Source organism: Caballeronia sp. LZ016, from assembly GCF_031450805.1.
Lineage (GTDB): Bacteria > Pseudomonadota > Gammaproteobacteria > Burkholderiales > Burkholderiaceae > Caballeronia.
In genome coordinates this window covers 626,048-641,553 of the sequence record NZ_JARTVY010000004.1, presented here as the reverse complement: position 1 = coordinate 641,553, position 15,506 = coordinate 626,048, and the positions used below count along the sequence as shown (strand labels likewise).

The following is a 15,506-nucleotide window of genomic DNA, read 5'->3' as shown; positions in this document are numbered from 1 at the left end:
GATGAACGCGCGTACCGATCCCGCTGTCCTCGCCGCCGTGCAAGCCATGCCCGAACCGTCGTTCGCGACGACCGCGTCGGGCCTATCCGTGCCTTACGTCGAATGCGGCGAAGGGGAGCCGCTCGTGTTCGTGCACGGCTCGCTGTGCGATTACCGCTACTGGTGCGCGCAACTTGCGCCGCTCGGCAAGCACTTCCGCGCGATCGCGCCGAGCCTGAGCCACTACTGGCCGGCCGTCGATGCCTTCGTGCAGGGCGAGTTCGGCTGGCGCGCGCACGTCGACGAGATCGCCGAGTTCATCGTCGCGATGGACCTGGCGCCCGTGCATCTCGTCGGGCATTCGCGCGGCGGCTGCATCGCGTTCCATCTGGCGCGCGAATATCCGCGGCTTGTCAAGACGCTGACGCTCGCGGATCCGGGCGGTCCGCTGCAGACATCGGCGCAGGCGTCCGCTGCCCTCGCCACCCTCCCGCCCGCAACGAACGCGCTGCGTGCGCGCGTCGCGGAGTTGATCGAACAGGGCGATTTCGACACCGGTCTCGAAATGTTCGTCGATTCGGTGAGCATGCCCGGCTTCTGGCAGAAGAGCACGGAGAGCTTCCGCCGCATGGCGCTCGATAACGCGCTCACGCTGCCGAAGCAGTTCCGCGATCCGCTTCCCGCCTACACCCGCGAGGCGGCGCGCGACATCAAGTGCCGCACGTTGCTGATCGACGGCCAGAGAAGCCCGCGCATGTTCCGCAACAACGTCGACAAGCTCGTCGAATGGATCGAATTCGCCGAACGGCAGACGATGGCGGGGGCGTCGCACGGAATGAACGTGGCGAGTCCCGCCGCGTTCAATCGCGCGGTGCTGGGCTTCGCGGGCGCGTGGTAATCGCCGGCGGACGAACGGTCGGGCTTTCCGTCATACATTTTCGTTGCGTGTTGTGACAACGCAACCGTGAGCGCGCGGCTGCCGGGCTAAGATCGTTGCCACCTCATTGCCTTCGCGAGGCGCATGTGAGCACCGGGCACGACGATCTCGACGCATGGAAGCGCCAGCGCACCGTCACGCTGGCGTTCGAACTGGCCGATAGCGGCCGCTGCGAGCACTTCGGCGATATCGCCTACACGCTGCAGTTCGAGCGCGGCTTGTCGATATCGCTCATCGACGATCCCGCCGTGCGCCGCCAGCTCAACGAGCGATGCGCCGATGCCCGCGAGGCGCTCGCGCCCGAACCGGAACCGCCCGAAGCGCCCGAAACCGTGACGACGCGAGCGCAAACGCCTTCGCTGCTGCGCCGCGCCGCATCCGCGCTGCGGCGATCCGGCACGCTCGCCAGCGGCCTCCGGTCCGCCGCGTCCTGACCATCAATTGCGCCTTTTCTAGCCAAATCGCCGGGCAAATGGCGGATTTGCACGAGAGTTGCGCGTCTCAAAACCTGTAAACTCAAGAAAGTAGAACCAGAAGCCCGGACACGCACCGCGCGTGCGGTCCGGCGTTTGAACTTTGAGGAGGAAATGCTCGTGGCTAACGAAAAGATGCTGGCGCAGATGGCGGAGAAGCAGGGTTTCATCGCCGCTCTGGATCAAAGCGGCGGTTCGACACCCGGCGCGCTGCGCCAATACGGCATTGCGGACGACGCCTACAACGGCGATGCCGAGATGTTCAAGCTCATGCACGAAATGCGCGTGCGCATCATGACCGCGCCGGCCTTCACGGGCGAGAAGGTCATCGGCGCGATTCTGTTCGAGCACACGATGGACGGCGAAGCGGAAGGCAAGCCGGTGCCCACGTTCCTGTGGGAAGACCGTGGCGTCGTGCCGTTCCTGAAGGTCGACAAGGGTCTCGAAGCCGAAGCCGACGGCGTGCAGATCATGAAGCCGATCCCTGGCCTCGATGAACTGCTTCAGCGCGCGGCGAAGCTCGGCGTGTTCGGCACGAAGATGCGCTCGGTGATCCATCAGGCGTCGGAGAAGGGCATCGCGGCGGTCGTGAAGCAGCAGATCGAAGTGGGCGAGCAGATCATCGCGCAAGGTCTCGTGCCGATCCTGGAACCGGAAGTTTCGATCAAGAGCCCCGACAAGAAGGGCGCGGAAAAGATTCTTCGCGATGAACTGCTGAAGGGCCTCGACGCGCTGCCGGAATCGAGCCGCGTGATGATCAAGCTGACCATTCCGGACGAAGCAGATTTCTATCGCCCGTTGATCGAACATCCGCGCGTCGTGCGCGTCGTGGCGCTGTCGGGCGGCTACACGCGCACCGATGCGTGCAAGCGTCTCGCCGAAAACCACGGCATGATCGCGAGCTTCTCGCGTGCGCTGATCAACGAACTGAAGCAGTCCATGAGCGACGACGAATTCAACGCGACGCTCGCGGAATCCATCGACGAGATTTACGAGGCATCGGTCGAAAAGGTCTGAAGCTCACCATTCGATGTCAGAAAACGCGCCCGTTTGCGGCGCGTTTTTTCATGGTCGAGCGCAATCCTTCCGATCATTAACTGGGGTTTGTCAGCCCTTCTGCACTCTCGTTCGCTTCCTATACTTCCTGCATGGGACGCGAACCGCGATCGCATAGAGCGTGTTCCGCAGGCTCGCGGCCGTCCCGGGTCACGGCACGCGTGCCGGAATCATCGTCGACGACCACCATGAAAGACCTCGCCTGGAACATCTTCATTTCGGTATCCTTTATAACGGCGATCGCGATGCTCTCGTGCACCGTCATCACCTATCTCGATCTATGGCAGTTTCACGGCGACGCGCGTCGCCATGACGAGCCGTTGCGTTTCCGCTTGCTTCGCTCCACCTGGTTCTTCTACTTCAACGCCTGTACGTGCCTCACGTCGGTAGCGGCGCTGCTTTATGTCACGTGACCGATAGCGGGAAGCCGCCTGCAAAGGCCTCGCGCAAGTATCCGATGAAGAGCGCGACCGCTCGCGGGACATGGGGCGCGTAGGGGCGCACGACATAGAGCTGATCCGCGAAAGCGCCTACCGGACGCCAGTCCGGCAGCAGGACCACGAGCTTGCCGGCCTGCACGGCGGCCTGCGCGGTGAAATCGGGCAACAGCGCGATGCCGAGATCGTCCAGCGCCGCGTCGCGCAGCAATTCGCTGTTGTTCGCCGAAAACGCGCCGTTGACCGCGAGCGTGTACGGCCCCGATGCCGTCTTGCGCGCGCCCTTGCGCACGAACGACCAGATGCTTGCCGCCTGCGTGCGCGGGTAGAACAGGCAGTCGTGTACGGCCAGATCGGCGGGCGTCGCGGGCGTGCCGCGCCGTTTCAGGTACGCGCGCGTCGCGACGATGACCGAGTGCGTATCGCACAGCTTCCATGCGACGTGCGTCTCCGGCGCGTGCGCGCTGTGGCGGATGGCGAGGTCGAAGCCTTCGGTGGCGATCGACGTCAGCCGGTCCGACGCCTCAAGCTGCACGCGCACTTCAGGATGCGCGTGCAGAAAGCCCGCGAGCTTCGGCGTCAATTGCTGCCGTGCAAAAGCGACCGGCGCGGTCACGCGAATCAATCCCCGCGCGATGCCCGCCATTTCCCTCACGCCCGAAAAGCTCGCGGCGATATGTTCATACTGCACGCGCGTTTCATCGACGAGACGCCGGCCTGCTTCCGTGAAGCGCACGCTGCGCGTGGTGCGTGTGACGAGCGGCACGCCCGCCGCGCGTTCCAGTTCGGCGATGCGCTGGCTCATGGCTGCCTTGCTGACGCCGAGCCGCGCCGCCGCCGCCGTATAGCTGCCTTGTTCGGCGAGCACGGTGAGCCAGTGCAGATGCGTCCAGAGCGCCTCGATCTTTTCGTCTTCCATGCGCCGATTGTTTGCGAGCGTGAACAATGAGTTCAATCATAGCGTCTTTGCAGCGCCCGCAACGCTTCTTACACTTATCACATTGCCAAAACCATTCCGCAGACGGGAGACGAGATGCAAGCCTTCAACGATACCGCCGATGTCGTCCACTACATTCACGGCGAGCGCGTGAACGGCTCGGGCGCGCGCTCGCAGCCGATCTTCAACCCGGCGACGGGCGAACGTCCCCGCAAGCTCGTGCTCGGCGAAGCCGCGGATGTCGAAGCCGCCGTCGCGAGCGCGAAGGCCGCGTTTCCCGCCTGGCGCGACATGCCGCCGATCCGTCGCGCGCGCGTCATGCAGCGCTTCCTGGAGCTGATGAACCAGAATCGCGATGCACTCGCCGCGATCATCACCGCCGAGCATGGCAAGGTCTTTTCGGATGCGCAGGGCGAAGTGACGCGCGGCATCGAAGTGATCGAATTCGCGTGCGGCATTCCGCAACTGCTGAAGGGCGATTACACCGAACAGGTTTCCACGGGCATCGACAACTGGACGACGCGCCAGCCGCTCGGCATCGTCGCGGGCATCACGCCGTTCAACTTCCCGTGCATGGTGCCGTGCTGGATGTTCCCGGTTGCCATCGCAACGGGCAATGCGTTCATCCTGAAGCCGAGCGAGCGCGATCCGTCGGCATCGCTTTTCATGGCGGATTTGCTGAAGAAAGCGGGCCTGCCCGACGGCATCTTCAACGTCGTGCAGGGCGACAAGGTCGTCGTCGATGCGCTGCTCGAACATCCCGATGTCCGCGCGATCAGCTTCGTCGGCTCGACGCCGATCGCCAATTACATCTATGAAACGGGCGCGAAGCACGGCAAGCGCGTGCAGGCGCTCGGCGGCGCGAAGAATCATATGGTTGTGATGCCGGACGCCGATATCGACCAGACCATCGATGCGCTGATCGGCGCGGGCTACGGCTCGGCCGGCGAGCGCTGCATGGCGATATCGGTGGCCGTGCTCGTAGGCGACGTCGCCGACAAGATCGTGCCGCGTCTCGCGGAACGCGCGCGTCAGCTCGTCGTGAAGAACGGCATGGAGCCGGATGCGGAAATGGGCCCGATCGTCACGCGAGCCGCGCTGGATCGCATCGAAGGCTACATTGCGATGGGTGTCGACGAAGGCGCGCAACTCGTTGTCGACGGACGCGGCCTGAAGGTCGAAGGTCACGAAGACGGCTTCTTCACTGGGGGCACGTTGTTCGATCACGTGACGCCTAACATGCGCATCTACAAGGAAGAGATTTTCGGGCCGGTGCTCGCATGCGTGCGCGTAAAGGACTTCGCGGAAGCCGTCGATCTCGTGAACGCTCACGAGTTCGGCAACGGCGTCGCCTGCTATACGCGCGATGGGCACGTCGCCCGCGAGTTCGGCCGGCGCATCGAAGTGGGCATGGTCGGCATCAACGTGCCGATTCCGGTGCCGATGGCATGGCATGGCTTCGGCGGGTGGAAGCGCTCGCTTTTCGGCGACATGCACGCGTACGGCGAAGAAGGCGTGCGCTTCTACACGAAGCAGAAGTCGATCATGCAGCGCTGGCCGGAAAGCACGGAGAAGGGCGCGGAATTCGTGATGCCGACTTCGAAGTAACTCCGTAACGCATGAACATGACGCCCGCTTCTCCGCAAAGGACAAGCGGGCGTTATGCTTTGCGGATGACAGCACTCACGAGGGACCTTTCCATGACCAATGCATTGCTGCAAAGGCTCGGCATTACGAAGCCCATCATTCAGGCGCCAATGGCGGGCGTCAGCACGCCCGCGCTCGCGGCGGCGGTGTCGAATGCGGGCGGGCTCGGCTCGCTCGGCGTCGGCGCGATGAATGCCGACGCCGCGCGCAAGACGATTCGCGAAACACGCGCGCTCACCGACAGGCCGTTCAACATCAACGTGTTCTGTCATCGTCCGGCGAAGGCGAACGAAGCCATCGAGAAGGCATGGATCGACTGGCTTGCGCCGCGCTTCGCGCAATACGATGCAAAGCCGCCGCAAACCCTCGGCGAAATCTATACGAGCTTCGTCGTCGACAAGGACATGCTCCATGTCTTCCTCGAAGAGAAACCGGCCGTCGTCAGTTTTCATTTCGGACTGCCACCGACCGGGACGATTGATGCCTTGCGCGATGCGGGCGTCACGCTGATCGCATCGGCAACGAACGTGCGGGAAGCGCAAAGCCTGGCCGATGCCGGCATGGATGCGATCGTCTCGCAGGGCATCGAAGCGGGCGGCCATCGCGGTCTCTTCGACGTGAACAGCGACGACGACCATCTCGGGACCTTTGCGCTCACGCGTCTGCTCGCCAGCAAGTTCGACGTGCCTGTGATCGCGGCAGGCGGGATCATGGACGGCGCAGGCATCGCGGCGGCGCTTGCGCTCGGCGCGCAGGCCGCGCAATTGGGCACAGCGTTCGTGCCGTGCACGGAGACATCGATCGATGCGGGTTATCGCCGCGCCATTCTCAGCGATGCCGCGTATCGCACGACCTTCACAGCGGCAATCTCCGGACGCGCGGCGCGCGGGCTCGTCAACAAGTTCACCGACCTGGGGCGCAACGCCGATGCACCGCAGAACCCGGACTATCCCATCGCGTATGACGCCGGCAAGGCACTGCATGCCGCCGCCAAAGCGAAGGGCGACTTCGGCTACGGCGCGCAATGGGCGGGGCAAGCGGCGGCGCTCGCACGCGAATTGCCCGCCGCCGAACTGATGGCGCGGCTCGTCGCGGAGCTGGATGAAAGCATCGCAGGACTGCAGCGTTATTCGAGCGCGCGCTAAAGTATTCGTGCTATTTGCATCACGTTGACGCTGTAAAGCTAAGTCGAAACGCTTCGTTGGTCAGTTGTGCAGGGAATGCTTCAATGTCTTCTCCCCGCCGCACACCATAACCACGGAGCCTTCGATGTCCGATACCGCCTCGCTCGTCAACGCATCTTCCACGGATGCCGCCCGCCAGCCCGCTGCATCGCATGAGCCGTTTCAGGTCCGCCCGATAGGCGGGCGCATCGGCGCCGAGGTGCGCGGCGTCGCGCTGTCCGCCGATCTGGACGATGCCGCCATCGGCGCGATCAACAGCGCGCTGCTCGAGCATAAGGTGCTGTTCTTTCGCGGCCAGTCGCATCTCGACGACGACGCACAGGAAGCCTTCGCCGCGCGCTTCGGCGAGACTGTCGCGCATCCGACGGTGCCTTCGCTATCGAGCGGAAGCCGTCTGCTCGAACTCGATTCGAAGCACGGCGCACGCGCGAATTCGTGGCATACGGATGTGACTTTCGTCGATGCCTACCCGAAGATTTCGATTCTTCGCGGCGTCGTGATTCCGCCCGCTGGCGGCGATACCGTGTGGGCCAACACAGCCGCCGCCTACGCGAACCTGCCGGCGGCATTGCGCGACCTCGCGGACGGCTTGTGGGCGCTGCATACGAACGCCTACGACTATGCGGCCTCGCGCAATACCCCGGATAGCGACGCCGACCGCGAATACCGCAAGCAATTCACTTCGACGCTGTACGAGACGGAGCATCCCGTGGTGCGCGTGCACCCGGAAACCGGAGAGCGGACGCTCGTGCTGGGTCACTTCGTCCAGCGCTTCCTGGGCTTGTCGCAGCGCGATTCCGACCGGCTCGCCGCCATCTTCCACGATCACGTGACGCGCCTCGAAAACACCGTGCGCTGGCGCTGGACGCAGGGCGACGTGGCCATCTGGGACAACCGCGCTACGCAGCACTATGCCGTCGCCGATTATGGCGATGCGCATCGCGTGGTGCGGCGCGCGACCGTGCATGGCGATGTCCCCGTCGGCATCGATGGACGCACAAGCCGCAGCGTCCGACAAGAGACGCGTACTCATTAATCCAGCAAGCGATCATGCCGATGACACTCATCAAACGCAGTATCGTTGCATTGCTGGGCGTCGCGCTGATCGGCGCGGCGCAGGCGGCCGAACCCGAAGTGGTCCGCATCGGCGTGGCGCAGCAAGGCTCGGGCGATCCGCCGACCTTCGGCGGTTCCCCCGCCGCGACCGCGCAATTGCAGCATCGCGTGGAAGATGCGCTGCAGACCGAGCACGTCAAGGTGCAGTGGATCTTTTTCAAGGGCGCCGGGCCGGCGGTCAATGAAGCGCTCGCCAACAAGCAGGTCGACTTCGCGTATCAGGGCGATCTGCCTTCGGTGCTCGGACGCGCGAACGGGCTCAAGACGCACGTCCTGCTGGCATCGAACGTGCGCTCGGGCGTGTATCTCGCGGTGCCGCCCGACTCGGACATCAAGGGCGTCAAGGACCTGAAGGGCAAGCGCGTCGGAATATTTCGGGGAACGAATCTACAGCTCGTCGCGGATAACGTGCTGAAAGAGAACGGCCTCACCGAGCGCGATCTGCGCGTGATCAATCTCGATACCGCGGCGGCGCAGGCCGCGCTGGCATCGAAGGGTGTGGATGCCGTTTTTCTCGATTATTCGCTTTTCAAGCTGCAGCGTCAGGGGCTTGCGAAGATCGTCTATGCATCGCGCGATGGCGGCTTGCAGCTGACGCGGCAGGCCCACTTGCTCGTGCTCGACGACTTCGAGCGCGCGCATCCCGAGACGGTGCAGAAAGTGGTGACGTCGGTGGTGCAGGCGGCGCAATGGTCGTCGGATGAAGCGAACCGCAACGCGCTGTTCGCGCTGTGGGCCAAAGCCGGCGTGCCGGCTGAATCGTGGCAGTCCGAGTATTCGAATCAGCCGATGAAGGACCGCATGTCGCCGCTGATCGATCCGTTTCTCGTCGCGCGATACCAGGCCGTCGCCGACGATGCGCTGCGCCTCAACCTCATTCGTCAGCCAGTCAGCGTGAACGGATGGTTCGAGCCCAAGTATCTGGAGCAGGCCATCAAGACGCTGAAGCTCGATGGCTACTGGCCGCGCTTCGACGCAAGCGGAAAGCCGCTCGCGTAGGACAAGGAGATTCGAATCATGGCGAACACGCTTTCGCGCGCCCTTCCTTCAACGCATCGCGCGAAGTCGGTCGGCGCGGGGCCCTGGCGCATTATCGGCTGGACGGCGCTGCCCTGGCTCCTGCCGCTCGCATGTGCTCTGCTGTGGGTGCTCGGCTCGCGCAATGGCTGGATCTCCGCGCAAGTGCTGCCGCCCCCCGCTCTCGTGTTCGATACGCTGGCATCGCTCGCAAGAAGCGGTGAGCTGTGGATGCATCTCGCGGCCAGCATGTCGCGCGTCGCCGTGGGATTCTTCGGCGGCGTGGCGCTGGGCGTCGTGCTCGGCGCGATGATCGGACTATCGCGCTCGCTCGAAGCCTACGTGTTGCCGAGCTTCAATGCGATCGTGCAGGTGCCCGTGCTCGGCTGGCTGCCGTTCCTGATGATCGTCGTCGGCATCGGCGAGCCGCTCAAGTACCTGCTGATCGGTCACGCTGCGCTCGTGCCTGTCACGCTCGGCACGCTGCAAGGATTTCGCAGCACGCCGTCGGCGTGGCGCGAAGTTGCGTCGGTGTATCGCTATTCGCGCTGGCAAACGGTCCTTCACGTGATCCTGCCTTCCGCCATTCCGATGATCGGCACCAGCGTGCGGCTCGCGTTCACGAAGGCGTGGCTGACGCTCGTCGTGGTGGAACTCGTTGCGTCGTCGGAAGGGCTCGGCTATCTGATCGTGTACGGGCGCCAGCTCTTTCAACTGGACCTCGTGCTGGCGGCGGTGCTTATCGTCGGCACGATCGGCTATCTTGCGGATCGTTCGCTGACTGCGCTCGAACGCAAGCTCGATCGCGCAGGCGCTCGTTAAAGGAGTCGCAATGTCGACATTGGATCTCGAAGCAGCCCGGTTAGACGATCCGCTAGTAAGGAAGCCGAATCGATGGCGCGGCGCCGTTTTGCCGCTCGCCGCGCTCGCGTTGTGGTGGTTCGTATCGCGTCATGCACAGCCGGGGCATGGCGTGATGGTCTCGCCCGCGCAAGTGCTGCACACCGCGATCGAACAGGCGAGAAGCGGCTCATTGCTTCGCGCGATGTCGGCATCGCTTGCGCGAGAACTGACAGGCTTCGCCATCGGCGCGGCGCTCGGTCTTGCACTCGGCGCGCTGCTCGGCATGTCGAAGATCGCCAACCGTGCGATCGGGCCGAGCTTCAACACCTTCAAGCAGGTCTCGTTGTTCGCATGGATCCCACTCATCTCCGTGTGGTTCGGCTTGGGCGATGTCGCGAAAGTCGTGTTCCTGTCGCTGGCCGCGCTGGTGCCGGTCGTCGTGCATACCAGCGATGGATTTCGCGCGGCGCCGCCGCAGTGGATCGAAGTGGGGCGCACGTTCGGCTATGGCCGCGTGCAGACGCTGCTGCACATCGTGCTGCCGGCCGCGGTGCCGTCGATCTTCACGGGCGTCTATCTCGCGCTCATCTACTCGTGGCTCGCGACGCTCGGTGCGGAGTATCTGCTCGTCGCGGGCAGCGGCATCGGCAATACGTTAGTGGATGGCAGCGAGCAATTCCGCATGGATCTGGTGATGTTCGGCGTGATCGTGGTCGGCCTGACGGGCTGGGCGCTGAATGCGCTTGCACGCGCGGTGCAGCGTCGATGGTTCGACGCATCGCGCTACGTTTGAGGAGATTCGTTTCTATGGCAACGGTATCGACGATGGCAACCCGGGACGGCAGCCTCGCGCTTCGTCACGTGAGCAAGCGTTTCGCTGGCGATGACACCGCGCCCGTGCTCGACCGCATTGATCTGCATGTGGAAAGCGGCGAGTTCGTGAGCATCGTTGGGGCGAGCGGCTGCGGCAAGTCGACGCTACTGCGCCTCATCGCCGGTCTCGACGATGCCTTCGATGGCGAGATCGACTTCGGCGGCGAGCGCGTCGTCTCGGCGGACCTGTCGCGCGGCATCGTGTTTCAGGACCATCGGCTGTTTCCGTGGCTGAATGTCGAGCAGAACATCGCGGTCGCGTTGCGCAATGCGCCGCTATCGAAGGACGAAAAGGCCCGTGCCGTCGCCGAGCATGTCGCGCTCGTGGGCTTGCGCGGGTATGAGCGGCATCATCCGCATCAGTTGTCGGGCGGCATGGCGCAGCGCGTGGCGATTGCGCGCGGTCTCGTGAATCGTCCGCGTCTCTTGCTGCTGGATGAGCCGTTCGGCGCGCTCGATGCTCTCACCCGTGCGCGCATGCAGGATGAACTGCAGCGCATCTGGGCGACGGAACGGATCACGATGGTCCTCGTCACCCATGACGTGGAGGAAGCCGTCTTGCTGTCCGATCGCGTCGTGGTGATGCAGGCGCGGCCGGGGCGAATCGCCGAAGTCGTCGATGTCGCCGTGCCGCGTCCCCGAAAACGCGCCGATGCGAAGCTCGCGCTTGTCAGGGATCGCATCGTCGCCGAGTTCTTTTCCGAAGCCTGAATCAGGGCGCCGATGCAGGCGCTTCGCTCACTGCTTCGCTGGCGGCTTCGGGGCTCGAAGGCAATAACGGCGGCATCGTCTGAAAGACCGGTGGCTGAGCAGGCGCTTCTTCGGTCACTTCGGCTTCGGGTTCGGCAGGCGCACGCTTCACGCGAGCCGGCTTTTGCGTGGTCGTCTGGCCGGGCTTCGCCGTGGTCGGCTTCGCATCGTGGCCGAACGTCTCGTCGATCCATCCGCGCAAACGCGTCGTGAACGTCTGCCATGCGCTCGGCGGCGTCTGGATGTCGAAGCGCGCGCGGGCATCGATCAAATGCGAACGCAGCGCGCGCCGCGTGAAGTCGCCGACCATCGGCAACGCGCTATGCGCGCCTTGTCCCCAGTAGTCGCTGCGCAACGTGACGCGGCTATCGTTAAAGCCGACCCACGCGCCCGCGACCAGTTGCGGATGCATCAGGATGAACCAGCCATCCGCGTTGTCCTGCGTCGTGCCGGTCTTGCCCGCCACATCGGCGCGAATGCCGAAGCGCGTGCGAATGGCCGCGCCGGTGCCGCGATTCACCACGTCGCGCATGACATCGACGAGCTTGTGCGTCGCATCGACCGATAACGCGCGCTCCGGCGTGCTGTCGAACTGTGCGAGCACTTCGCCCTGCCTGTTTTCGATGCGCGTGACGAAGAGCGGCTCCATGTAATTGCCGTCGTTCGCGATGGTCCCGTACGCCGAGACCATCTCCTTCAGCGTGACCGGGCTCGTGCCGAGCGCAAGCGACGGCACTTCGTCGAGACGGCTCTCGCGCACGCCCATATCGCGTGCGAGCCGTGCGACGCGTGCGGGGCCGACCGTCTGCATCAATTGCGCGGTGATGCGGTTTCTCGAATACGCGATGCCGTCGCGCAAGCTGACCGCGCGGCCACTCGGCGGCGCTTCGTCGGTCGGATGCCAGGTTTCGTCGCCTTTGACGGGAATCGTCACGTCCTGGTCGATCAACGTATCGGTCGGCATCGCGCCGCGCGCGAAAGCCGCGCCATAGACGAACGGCTTGAACGTCGAGCCGGGCTGGCGGCGGGCCTGCTGAACGTGATCGAACGGGTCCTGCGTGAAGTCGCGGCTACCGACCCATGCCTTGATCTGGCCGGTGCGCGGATCGAGCGCGAGAAACGCGGCCTGCACGCGCGTCTTGTCTTCGCAGAGCGCACGCATGAAATTGCGATCCGCAATCAGATGCTTCAACGCATCGGCATCGTTCGCGCCGGCATCGCGGGCCTTTCGATAGTCGCCCGTCTCGCGGATGAATGCGCGCGTCAGATCCTCGTTCGCGCTCGCGCAGCCGCCGCGCCCGCCCCATGCCGCATTCGCGATCGATTGCAACTGATTGCCCTGCCACATCAGCGACTGAGTCGCCATCGACTGCAGACGCGAATCGATCGTCGTCCGAACGATCAGGCCATCGGAGTAGATATTGAAGTCGTTGTCATCGGCCCATGCGATCAGCCATTTGCGCAACTGCTGCGCAAAGTGCGGCGCGCGTCCCGGCTCCTCGGTCTGCCGCTCGAAGTCGATGCGCAGCGGGCGCTTCTTCAGGGCATCGAGCTTCGCGGGCGCGAGATGACCGAAGCGCACCATCTGACCGAGCACGATGTTGCGCCGATCCAGCGCGCGCTCCGGATTGATGACGGGGTTGTAGTAGCTGTTGCCCTTCAACATGCCGATGAGCGTTGCGCTTTCGAGCACGTCCAGTTGGCCGGCGGACTTGTCGAAATAAGTACGCGCGGCCATTTCGATGCCGTAGGCGTTATACAGGAACGGCACCGTGTTCAGATACGTTTCGAGAATCTCGTCCTTCGAATAAACGGCTTCGATCTTGAACGCGGTGATCGCTTCCTTCATCTTGCGCGTGAGCGTCTGCGAGCGGCCGACTTCATCCGGGTACAGGTTCCGTGCGAGCTGCTGCGTGAGCGTCGAGCCGCCCTGACGATCACCCGAGAACGTATGCAGCGCCGCCGAAGCGGTGCGCCGCCAGTCGATGCCGTGATGCTCGTAGAAACGCCGGTCCTCTGTTGCGATGAGCGCATCGATGACGTTCGGCGATATCTGCTTCAGGCTCACCCATTCACGATGCGTCGGCTTGAACTCGGCGAGCAGCTTGCCGTCGGCGGAATAGATCTGTGCGGGTTGATCGACCTTGGCTTTGCGAATGTCGCGGATGCCGGGGGTAAACGGAATCAGCACCAGCACATAAAGGAGGAACAACGCGGGCAGCAGAAGCAGCGTGCGGGGCCGCAGATGCGGGCGCAGCCGGACCGCGAGTCGGGTCAGCGCTGCGCGCGCGAGGGCTTTGAATTCGGACGCGGTCAAAACGAAACGGCGGGGCCGGACAGGGAAAAGACTGCATCGTAACGCATCTTTACATGTTCCCCGCCGGCGTTTTATCGCAAGATCATGCCTTGCGGACGAATTCGGACTTCAGGCTCATTGCGCCGAAGCCGTCGATCTTGCAGTCGATATCGTGATCGCTATCGACCAGGCGGATATTCTTGACCTTCGTGCCCATCTTGACGACGCCGCCCGAGCCCTTCAGTTTCAGGTCCTTGATGACGGTGACCGTGTCGCCGTCCTGAAGGATGTTGCCCGCCGAATCGCGATACACCTTGGCGGCGGCGTCCGGGGCGTCCCCGGCTTGCGCCTTCCATTCGTGCGCGCATTCGGGGCAGATGTAGACGCCGCCATCTTCATAGGTGAATTTGGAATGGCATTGCGGGCAGGGAGGGAGGGCGTTCATCGGTAATCCTGTGTTGCTGGTTCAAAGCGCGAGAGTATAGCGCCGCGCGTGCAGCCGATTACGAGCCTGCATTATCACGCTGTTGCCAGCCGAGTCCAAGACTCTTTTGCAGCGAAACGAAGTCCTTCAGCAATTCCGCCTGCGCCGCGACCACGTCCTGTTGCGCGGCGAATTGCGTGCGTTGTGCATCGAGCAGATCGATCAATGTCGATACCCCCGCCGTATAGCGTTGACGCACGAGCGTGGCCGAACGTTCGGACGAAGCCTGCACCTGCTGAAGCCGCACCACATGTTCGCGCTGATTGCCATAACGCGAGAGCGCGGAATTGGCGTCCTTCAGCGCAGCGAGCACGGTCTTCTCATAGCGCGCCTCGGCTTCGTCGCGCGACGCCTTCGCTGCATCGACGTTCGCGGTGGTGCGGCCGAAGTCGAACACGTTCCATTGCAGATACGGCACGCCCAGCCACGAGAAGTTCTGCTTTCGCAACAGATGGCCGGGGTCGGCAGCGGAGAAGCCGATATCGCCGAGCAAAGACACCTTCGGGAAATAATCGGCGATGCGCTCGCCGATCTGGGCATTGCTCGATGCAAGACGCCGTTCAGCCGCGCGAATGTCGGGGCGCTGCTGGAGCATCGTCGCGGGATCGCTGATGGAAACCGATGCGGGCAACGCAGGCAACGGCGCGGCCGGCGCGAGTTCGGCATCGAGCGCGCCAGGTGCGCGGCCCGTGAGCACGGCGAGTTGGTCCAGCGAATCGGTGATCTGAACCTGCAGCGGCACGAGCGTCGCGCGCGTCGTATTGACTTGCGTGGACAGGCGTTCGACATCGACTTCGGCCGCCGTGCCGCGTGCGCGCCGCTGCTCCGTAAGCGTCAGCATCTGCTGCTGATATTCCGCGGTGCGCTGGGCGAGCGCGAGACGTTCCTGCTGATCGCGCAGGTCGATATACGCCGACGCCACTTCCGCCGCAAGCGACACTTGCGTATCGGAGAGATCGGCCTGAACGGCGTCCGCTTCGCCGGATGCCGCTTCGATCGCGCGCCGCGTGCCGCCGAAGAGATCGATTTCCCAGGAGGCATCGAAGCCCACGGTGTAGAAATCGACGGGCCCGCGACCGCCTGAGCCCTCGGATTGCCCGAGGAACGACGTATCGGGCGAACGCATGCGCAACGCCGCGGCGGATGCCGACACCTTCGGCAACTCGCTCGCCTGCTGGCCGCGCAACTGCGAGCGCGCCTGCCGCAGACGCGCTTGCGCCATCTTGAGGTCAGGGTTGTGCGCGAGTGCGGCATCGATCAGCAAGTTCAGCTGCGGATCGTTGAGCGCGGCCCACCATGCAGCGGGCGCATGGGTCGTCGCAATGCCGTCGAGCGGCGCACGCACGAAGACGCCGCTACCTACGGATTCAGAGGCGACATCCGGCGCACCGCGATAGTCGGGGCCGACCGTGCACGCGGCAAGCGCGAATGCGGCGAGCGGCAGCAGCCGGGCGAACGAAAAGGGGCGTGGTGGCAT

The 15,506-nt window shown here is 64.1% G+C and carries 15 protein-coding genes and 1 pseudogene; 12 read left to right on the top strand and 4 right to left on the bottom strand.

The features are described from left to right. Position 1 precedes the first annotated feature (1 nt). The 4 genes from P9220_RS23405 (at position 2) to P9220_RS23390 (ending at position 2,858) form a co-directional block, all read left to right on the top strand. Positions 2-877 (top strand): alpha/beta hydrolase, encoded by an 876-nt coding sequence (locus P9220_RS23405; protein WP_309768065.1) that lies wholly within the window; start codon positions 2-4, stop codon positions 875-877. A 125-nt stretch (positions 878-1,002) separates the two neighbouring features. Further along, positions 1,003-1,350: a hypothetical protein gene (locus tag P9220_RS23400; protein WP_309768063.1), complete on the top strand. Its 348-nt coding sequence runs from the start codon at positions 1,003-1,005 to the stop codon at positions 1,348-1,350. Positions 1,351-1,503: 153 nt separating this feature from the next. Next, positions 1,504-2,406 (top strand): fructose bisphosphate aldolase, encoded by a 903-nt coding sequence (locus P9220_RS23395; RefSeq protein WP_404989569.1) that lies wholly within the window; start codon positions 1,504-1,506, stop codon positions 2,404-2,406. Positions 2,407-2,633: 227 nt separating this feature from the next. Beyond that, positions 2,634-2,858 (top strand): hypothetical protein, encoded by a 225-nt coding sequence (locus tag P9220_RS23390; protein ID WP_309768060.1) that lies wholly within the window; start codon positions 2,634-2,636, stop codon positions 2,856-2,858. Here the strand turns inward: P9220_RS23390 and P9220_RS23385 are convergent. Next, complete coding sequence (locus P9220_RS23385) at positions 2,851-3,801, bottom strand: LysR family transcriptional regulator (RefSeq protein WP_309768059.1); 951 nt, start codon at positions 3,799-3,801, stop codon at positions 2,851-2,853. The genes P9220_RS23390 and P9220_RS23385 overlap by 8 nt on opposite strands. A 114-nt stretch (positions 3,802-3,915) precedes the next feature. Here P9220_RS23385 and P9220_RS23380 point away from each other — a divergent pair, with 114 nt between their 5' ends. The 7 genes from P9220_RS23380 (at position 3,916) to P9220_RS23350 (ending at position 11,210) form a co-directional block, all read left to right on the top strand. After that, positions 3,916-5,427 (top strand): CoA-acylating methylmalonate-semialdehyde dehydrogenase, encoded by a 1,512-nt coding sequence (locus tag P9220_RS23380; RefSeq protein WP_309768058.1) that lies wholly within the window; start codon positions 3,916-3,918, stop codon positions 5,425-5,427. Between the two features lie 92 nt (positions 5,428-5,519). Next, on the top strand, positions 5,520-6,611 hold the full coding sequence (locus P9220_RS23375; RefSeq protein WP_309768056.1) for a nitronate monooxygenase: 1,092 nt from the start codon (positions 5,520-5,522) through the stop codon (positions 6,609-6,611). 124 nt (positions 6,612-6,735) lie between these two features. After that, on the top strand, positions 6,736-7,686 hold the full coding sequence (locus P9220_RS23370) for a TauD/TfdA family dioxygenase (RefSeq protein ID WP_309768054.1): 951 nt from the start codon (positions 6,736-6,738) through the stop codon (positions 7,684-7,686). A 20-nt stretch (positions 7,687-7,706) separates the two neighbouring features. Then, on the top strand, positions 7,707-8,765 hold the full coding sequence (locus tag P9220_RS23365; protein ID WP_404989568.1) for an ABC transporter substrate-binding protein: 1,059 nt from the start codon (positions 7,707-7,709) through the stop codon (positions 8,763-8,765). Positions 8,766-8,783: 18 nt separating this feature from the next. Then, on the top strand, positions 8,784-9,605 hold the full coding sequence (locus tag P9220_RS23360) for an ABC transporter permease (RefSeq protein WP_309768053.1): 822 nt from the start codon (positions 8,784-8,786) through the stop codon (positions 9,603-9,605). A 10-nt stretch (positions 9,606-9,615) separates the two neighbouring features. Continuing rightward, positions 9,616-10,419, top strand: a complete 804-nt coding sequence (locus P9220_RS23355) for an ABC transporter permease (protein WP_309768051.1) — start codon at positions 9,616-9,618, stop codon at positions 10,417-10,419. A gap of 32 nt (positions 10,420-10,451) precedes the next feature. Continuing rightward, positions 10,452-11,210: an ABC transporter ATP-binding protein gene (locus tag P9220_RS23350; protein WP_309768048.1), complete on the top strand. Its 759-nt coding sequence runs from the start codon at positions 10,452-10,454 to the stop codon at positions 11,208-11,210. A gap of 1 nt (position 11,211) precedes the next feature. Here the strand turns inward: P9220_RS23350 and P9220_RS23345 are convergent, their stop codons facing one another. Further along, on the bottom strand, positions 11,212-13,566 hold the full coding sequence (locus tag P9220_RS23345; RefSeq protein ID WP_404980305.1) for a transglycosylase domain-containing protein: 2,355 nt from the start codon (positions 13,564-13,566) through the stop codon (positions 11,212-11,214). Here P9220_RS23345 and P9220_RS27110 point away from each other — a divergent pair. Then, a pseudogene (locus P9220_RS27110) lies at positions 13,481-13,759 on the top strand (hypothetical protein); the annotation flags it as partial. The gene P9220_RS23345 and the pseudogene P9220_RS27110 sit on opposite strands and share 86 nt — an antisense overlap. Here P9220_RS27110 and P9220_RS23340 read toward each other — a convergent pair. Both P9220_RS23340 and P9220_RS23335 read right to left on the bottom strand, forming a co-directional pair. Next, entirely contained in the window at positions 13,649-13,990 is a 342-nt protein-coding gene (locus P9220_RS23340) for a zinc ribbon domain-containing protein YjdM (RefSeq protein ID WP_309768047.1), read from the bottom strand. The pseudogene P9220_RS27110 and the gene P9220_RS23340 overlap by 111 nt on opposite strands. Positions 13,991-14,048: 58 nt before the next feature. Continuing rightward, complete coding sequence (locus P9220_RS23335; RefSeq protein ID WP_404980306.1) at positions 14,049-15,506, bottom strand: efflux transporter outer membrane subunit; 1,458 nt, start codon at positions 15,504-15,506, stop codon at positions 14,049-14,051.

Coding starts and splice junctions, on each gene's coding strand:
- P9220_RS23405 (WP_309768065.1), top strand. CDS start 2: ATGAACGCGCGTACCGATCCCGCTGTCCTCGCCGCCGTGCAAGCCATG.
- P9220_RS23395 (WP_404989569.1), top strand. CDS start 1,504: ATGCTCGTGGCTAACGAAAAGATGCTGGCGCAGATGGCGGAGAAGCAG.
- P9220_RS23390 (WP_309768060.1), top strand. CDS start 2,634: ATGAAAGACCTCGCCTGGAACATCTTCATTTCGGTATCCTTTATAACG.
- P9220_RS23385 (WP_309768059.1), bottom strand. CDS start 3,801: ATGGAAGACGAAAAGATCGAGGCGCTCTGGACGCATCTGCACTGGCTC.
- P9220_RS23380 (WP_309768058.1), top strand. CDS start 3,916: ATGCAAGCCTTCAACGATACCGCCGATGTCGTCCACTACATTCACGGC.
- P9220_RS23375 (WP_309768056.1), top strand. CDS start 5,520: ATGACCAATGCATTGCTGCAAAGGCTCGGCATTACGAAGCCCATCATT.
- P9220_RS23370 (WP_309768054.1), top strand. CDS start 6,736: ATGTCCGATACCGCCTCGCTCGTCAACGCATCTTCCACGGATGCCGCC.
- P9220_RS23365 (WP_404989568.1), top strand. CDS start 7,707: ATGACACTCATCAAACGCAGTATCGTTGCATTGCTGGGCGTCGCGCTG.
- P9220_RS23360 (WP_309768053.1), top strand. CDS start 8,784: ATGGCGAACACGCTTTCGCGCGCCCTTCCTTCAACGCATCGCGCGAAG.
- P9220_RS23355 (WP_309768051.1), top strand. CDS start 9,616: ATGTCGACATTGGATCTCGAAGCAGCCCGGTTAGACGATCCGCTAGTA.
- P9220_RS23350 (WP_309768048.1), top strand. CDS start 10,452: ATGGCAACCCGGGACGGCAGCCTCGCGCTTCGTCACGTGAGCAAGCGT.
- P9220_RS23340 (WP_309768047.1), bottom strand. CDS start 13,990: ATGAACGCCCTCCCTCCCTGCCCGCAATGCCATTCCAAATTCACCTAT.
- P9220_RS23335 (WP_404980306.1), bottom strand. CDS start 15,506: ATGCCACCACGCCCCTTTTCGTTCGCCCGGCTGCTGCCGCTCGCCGCA.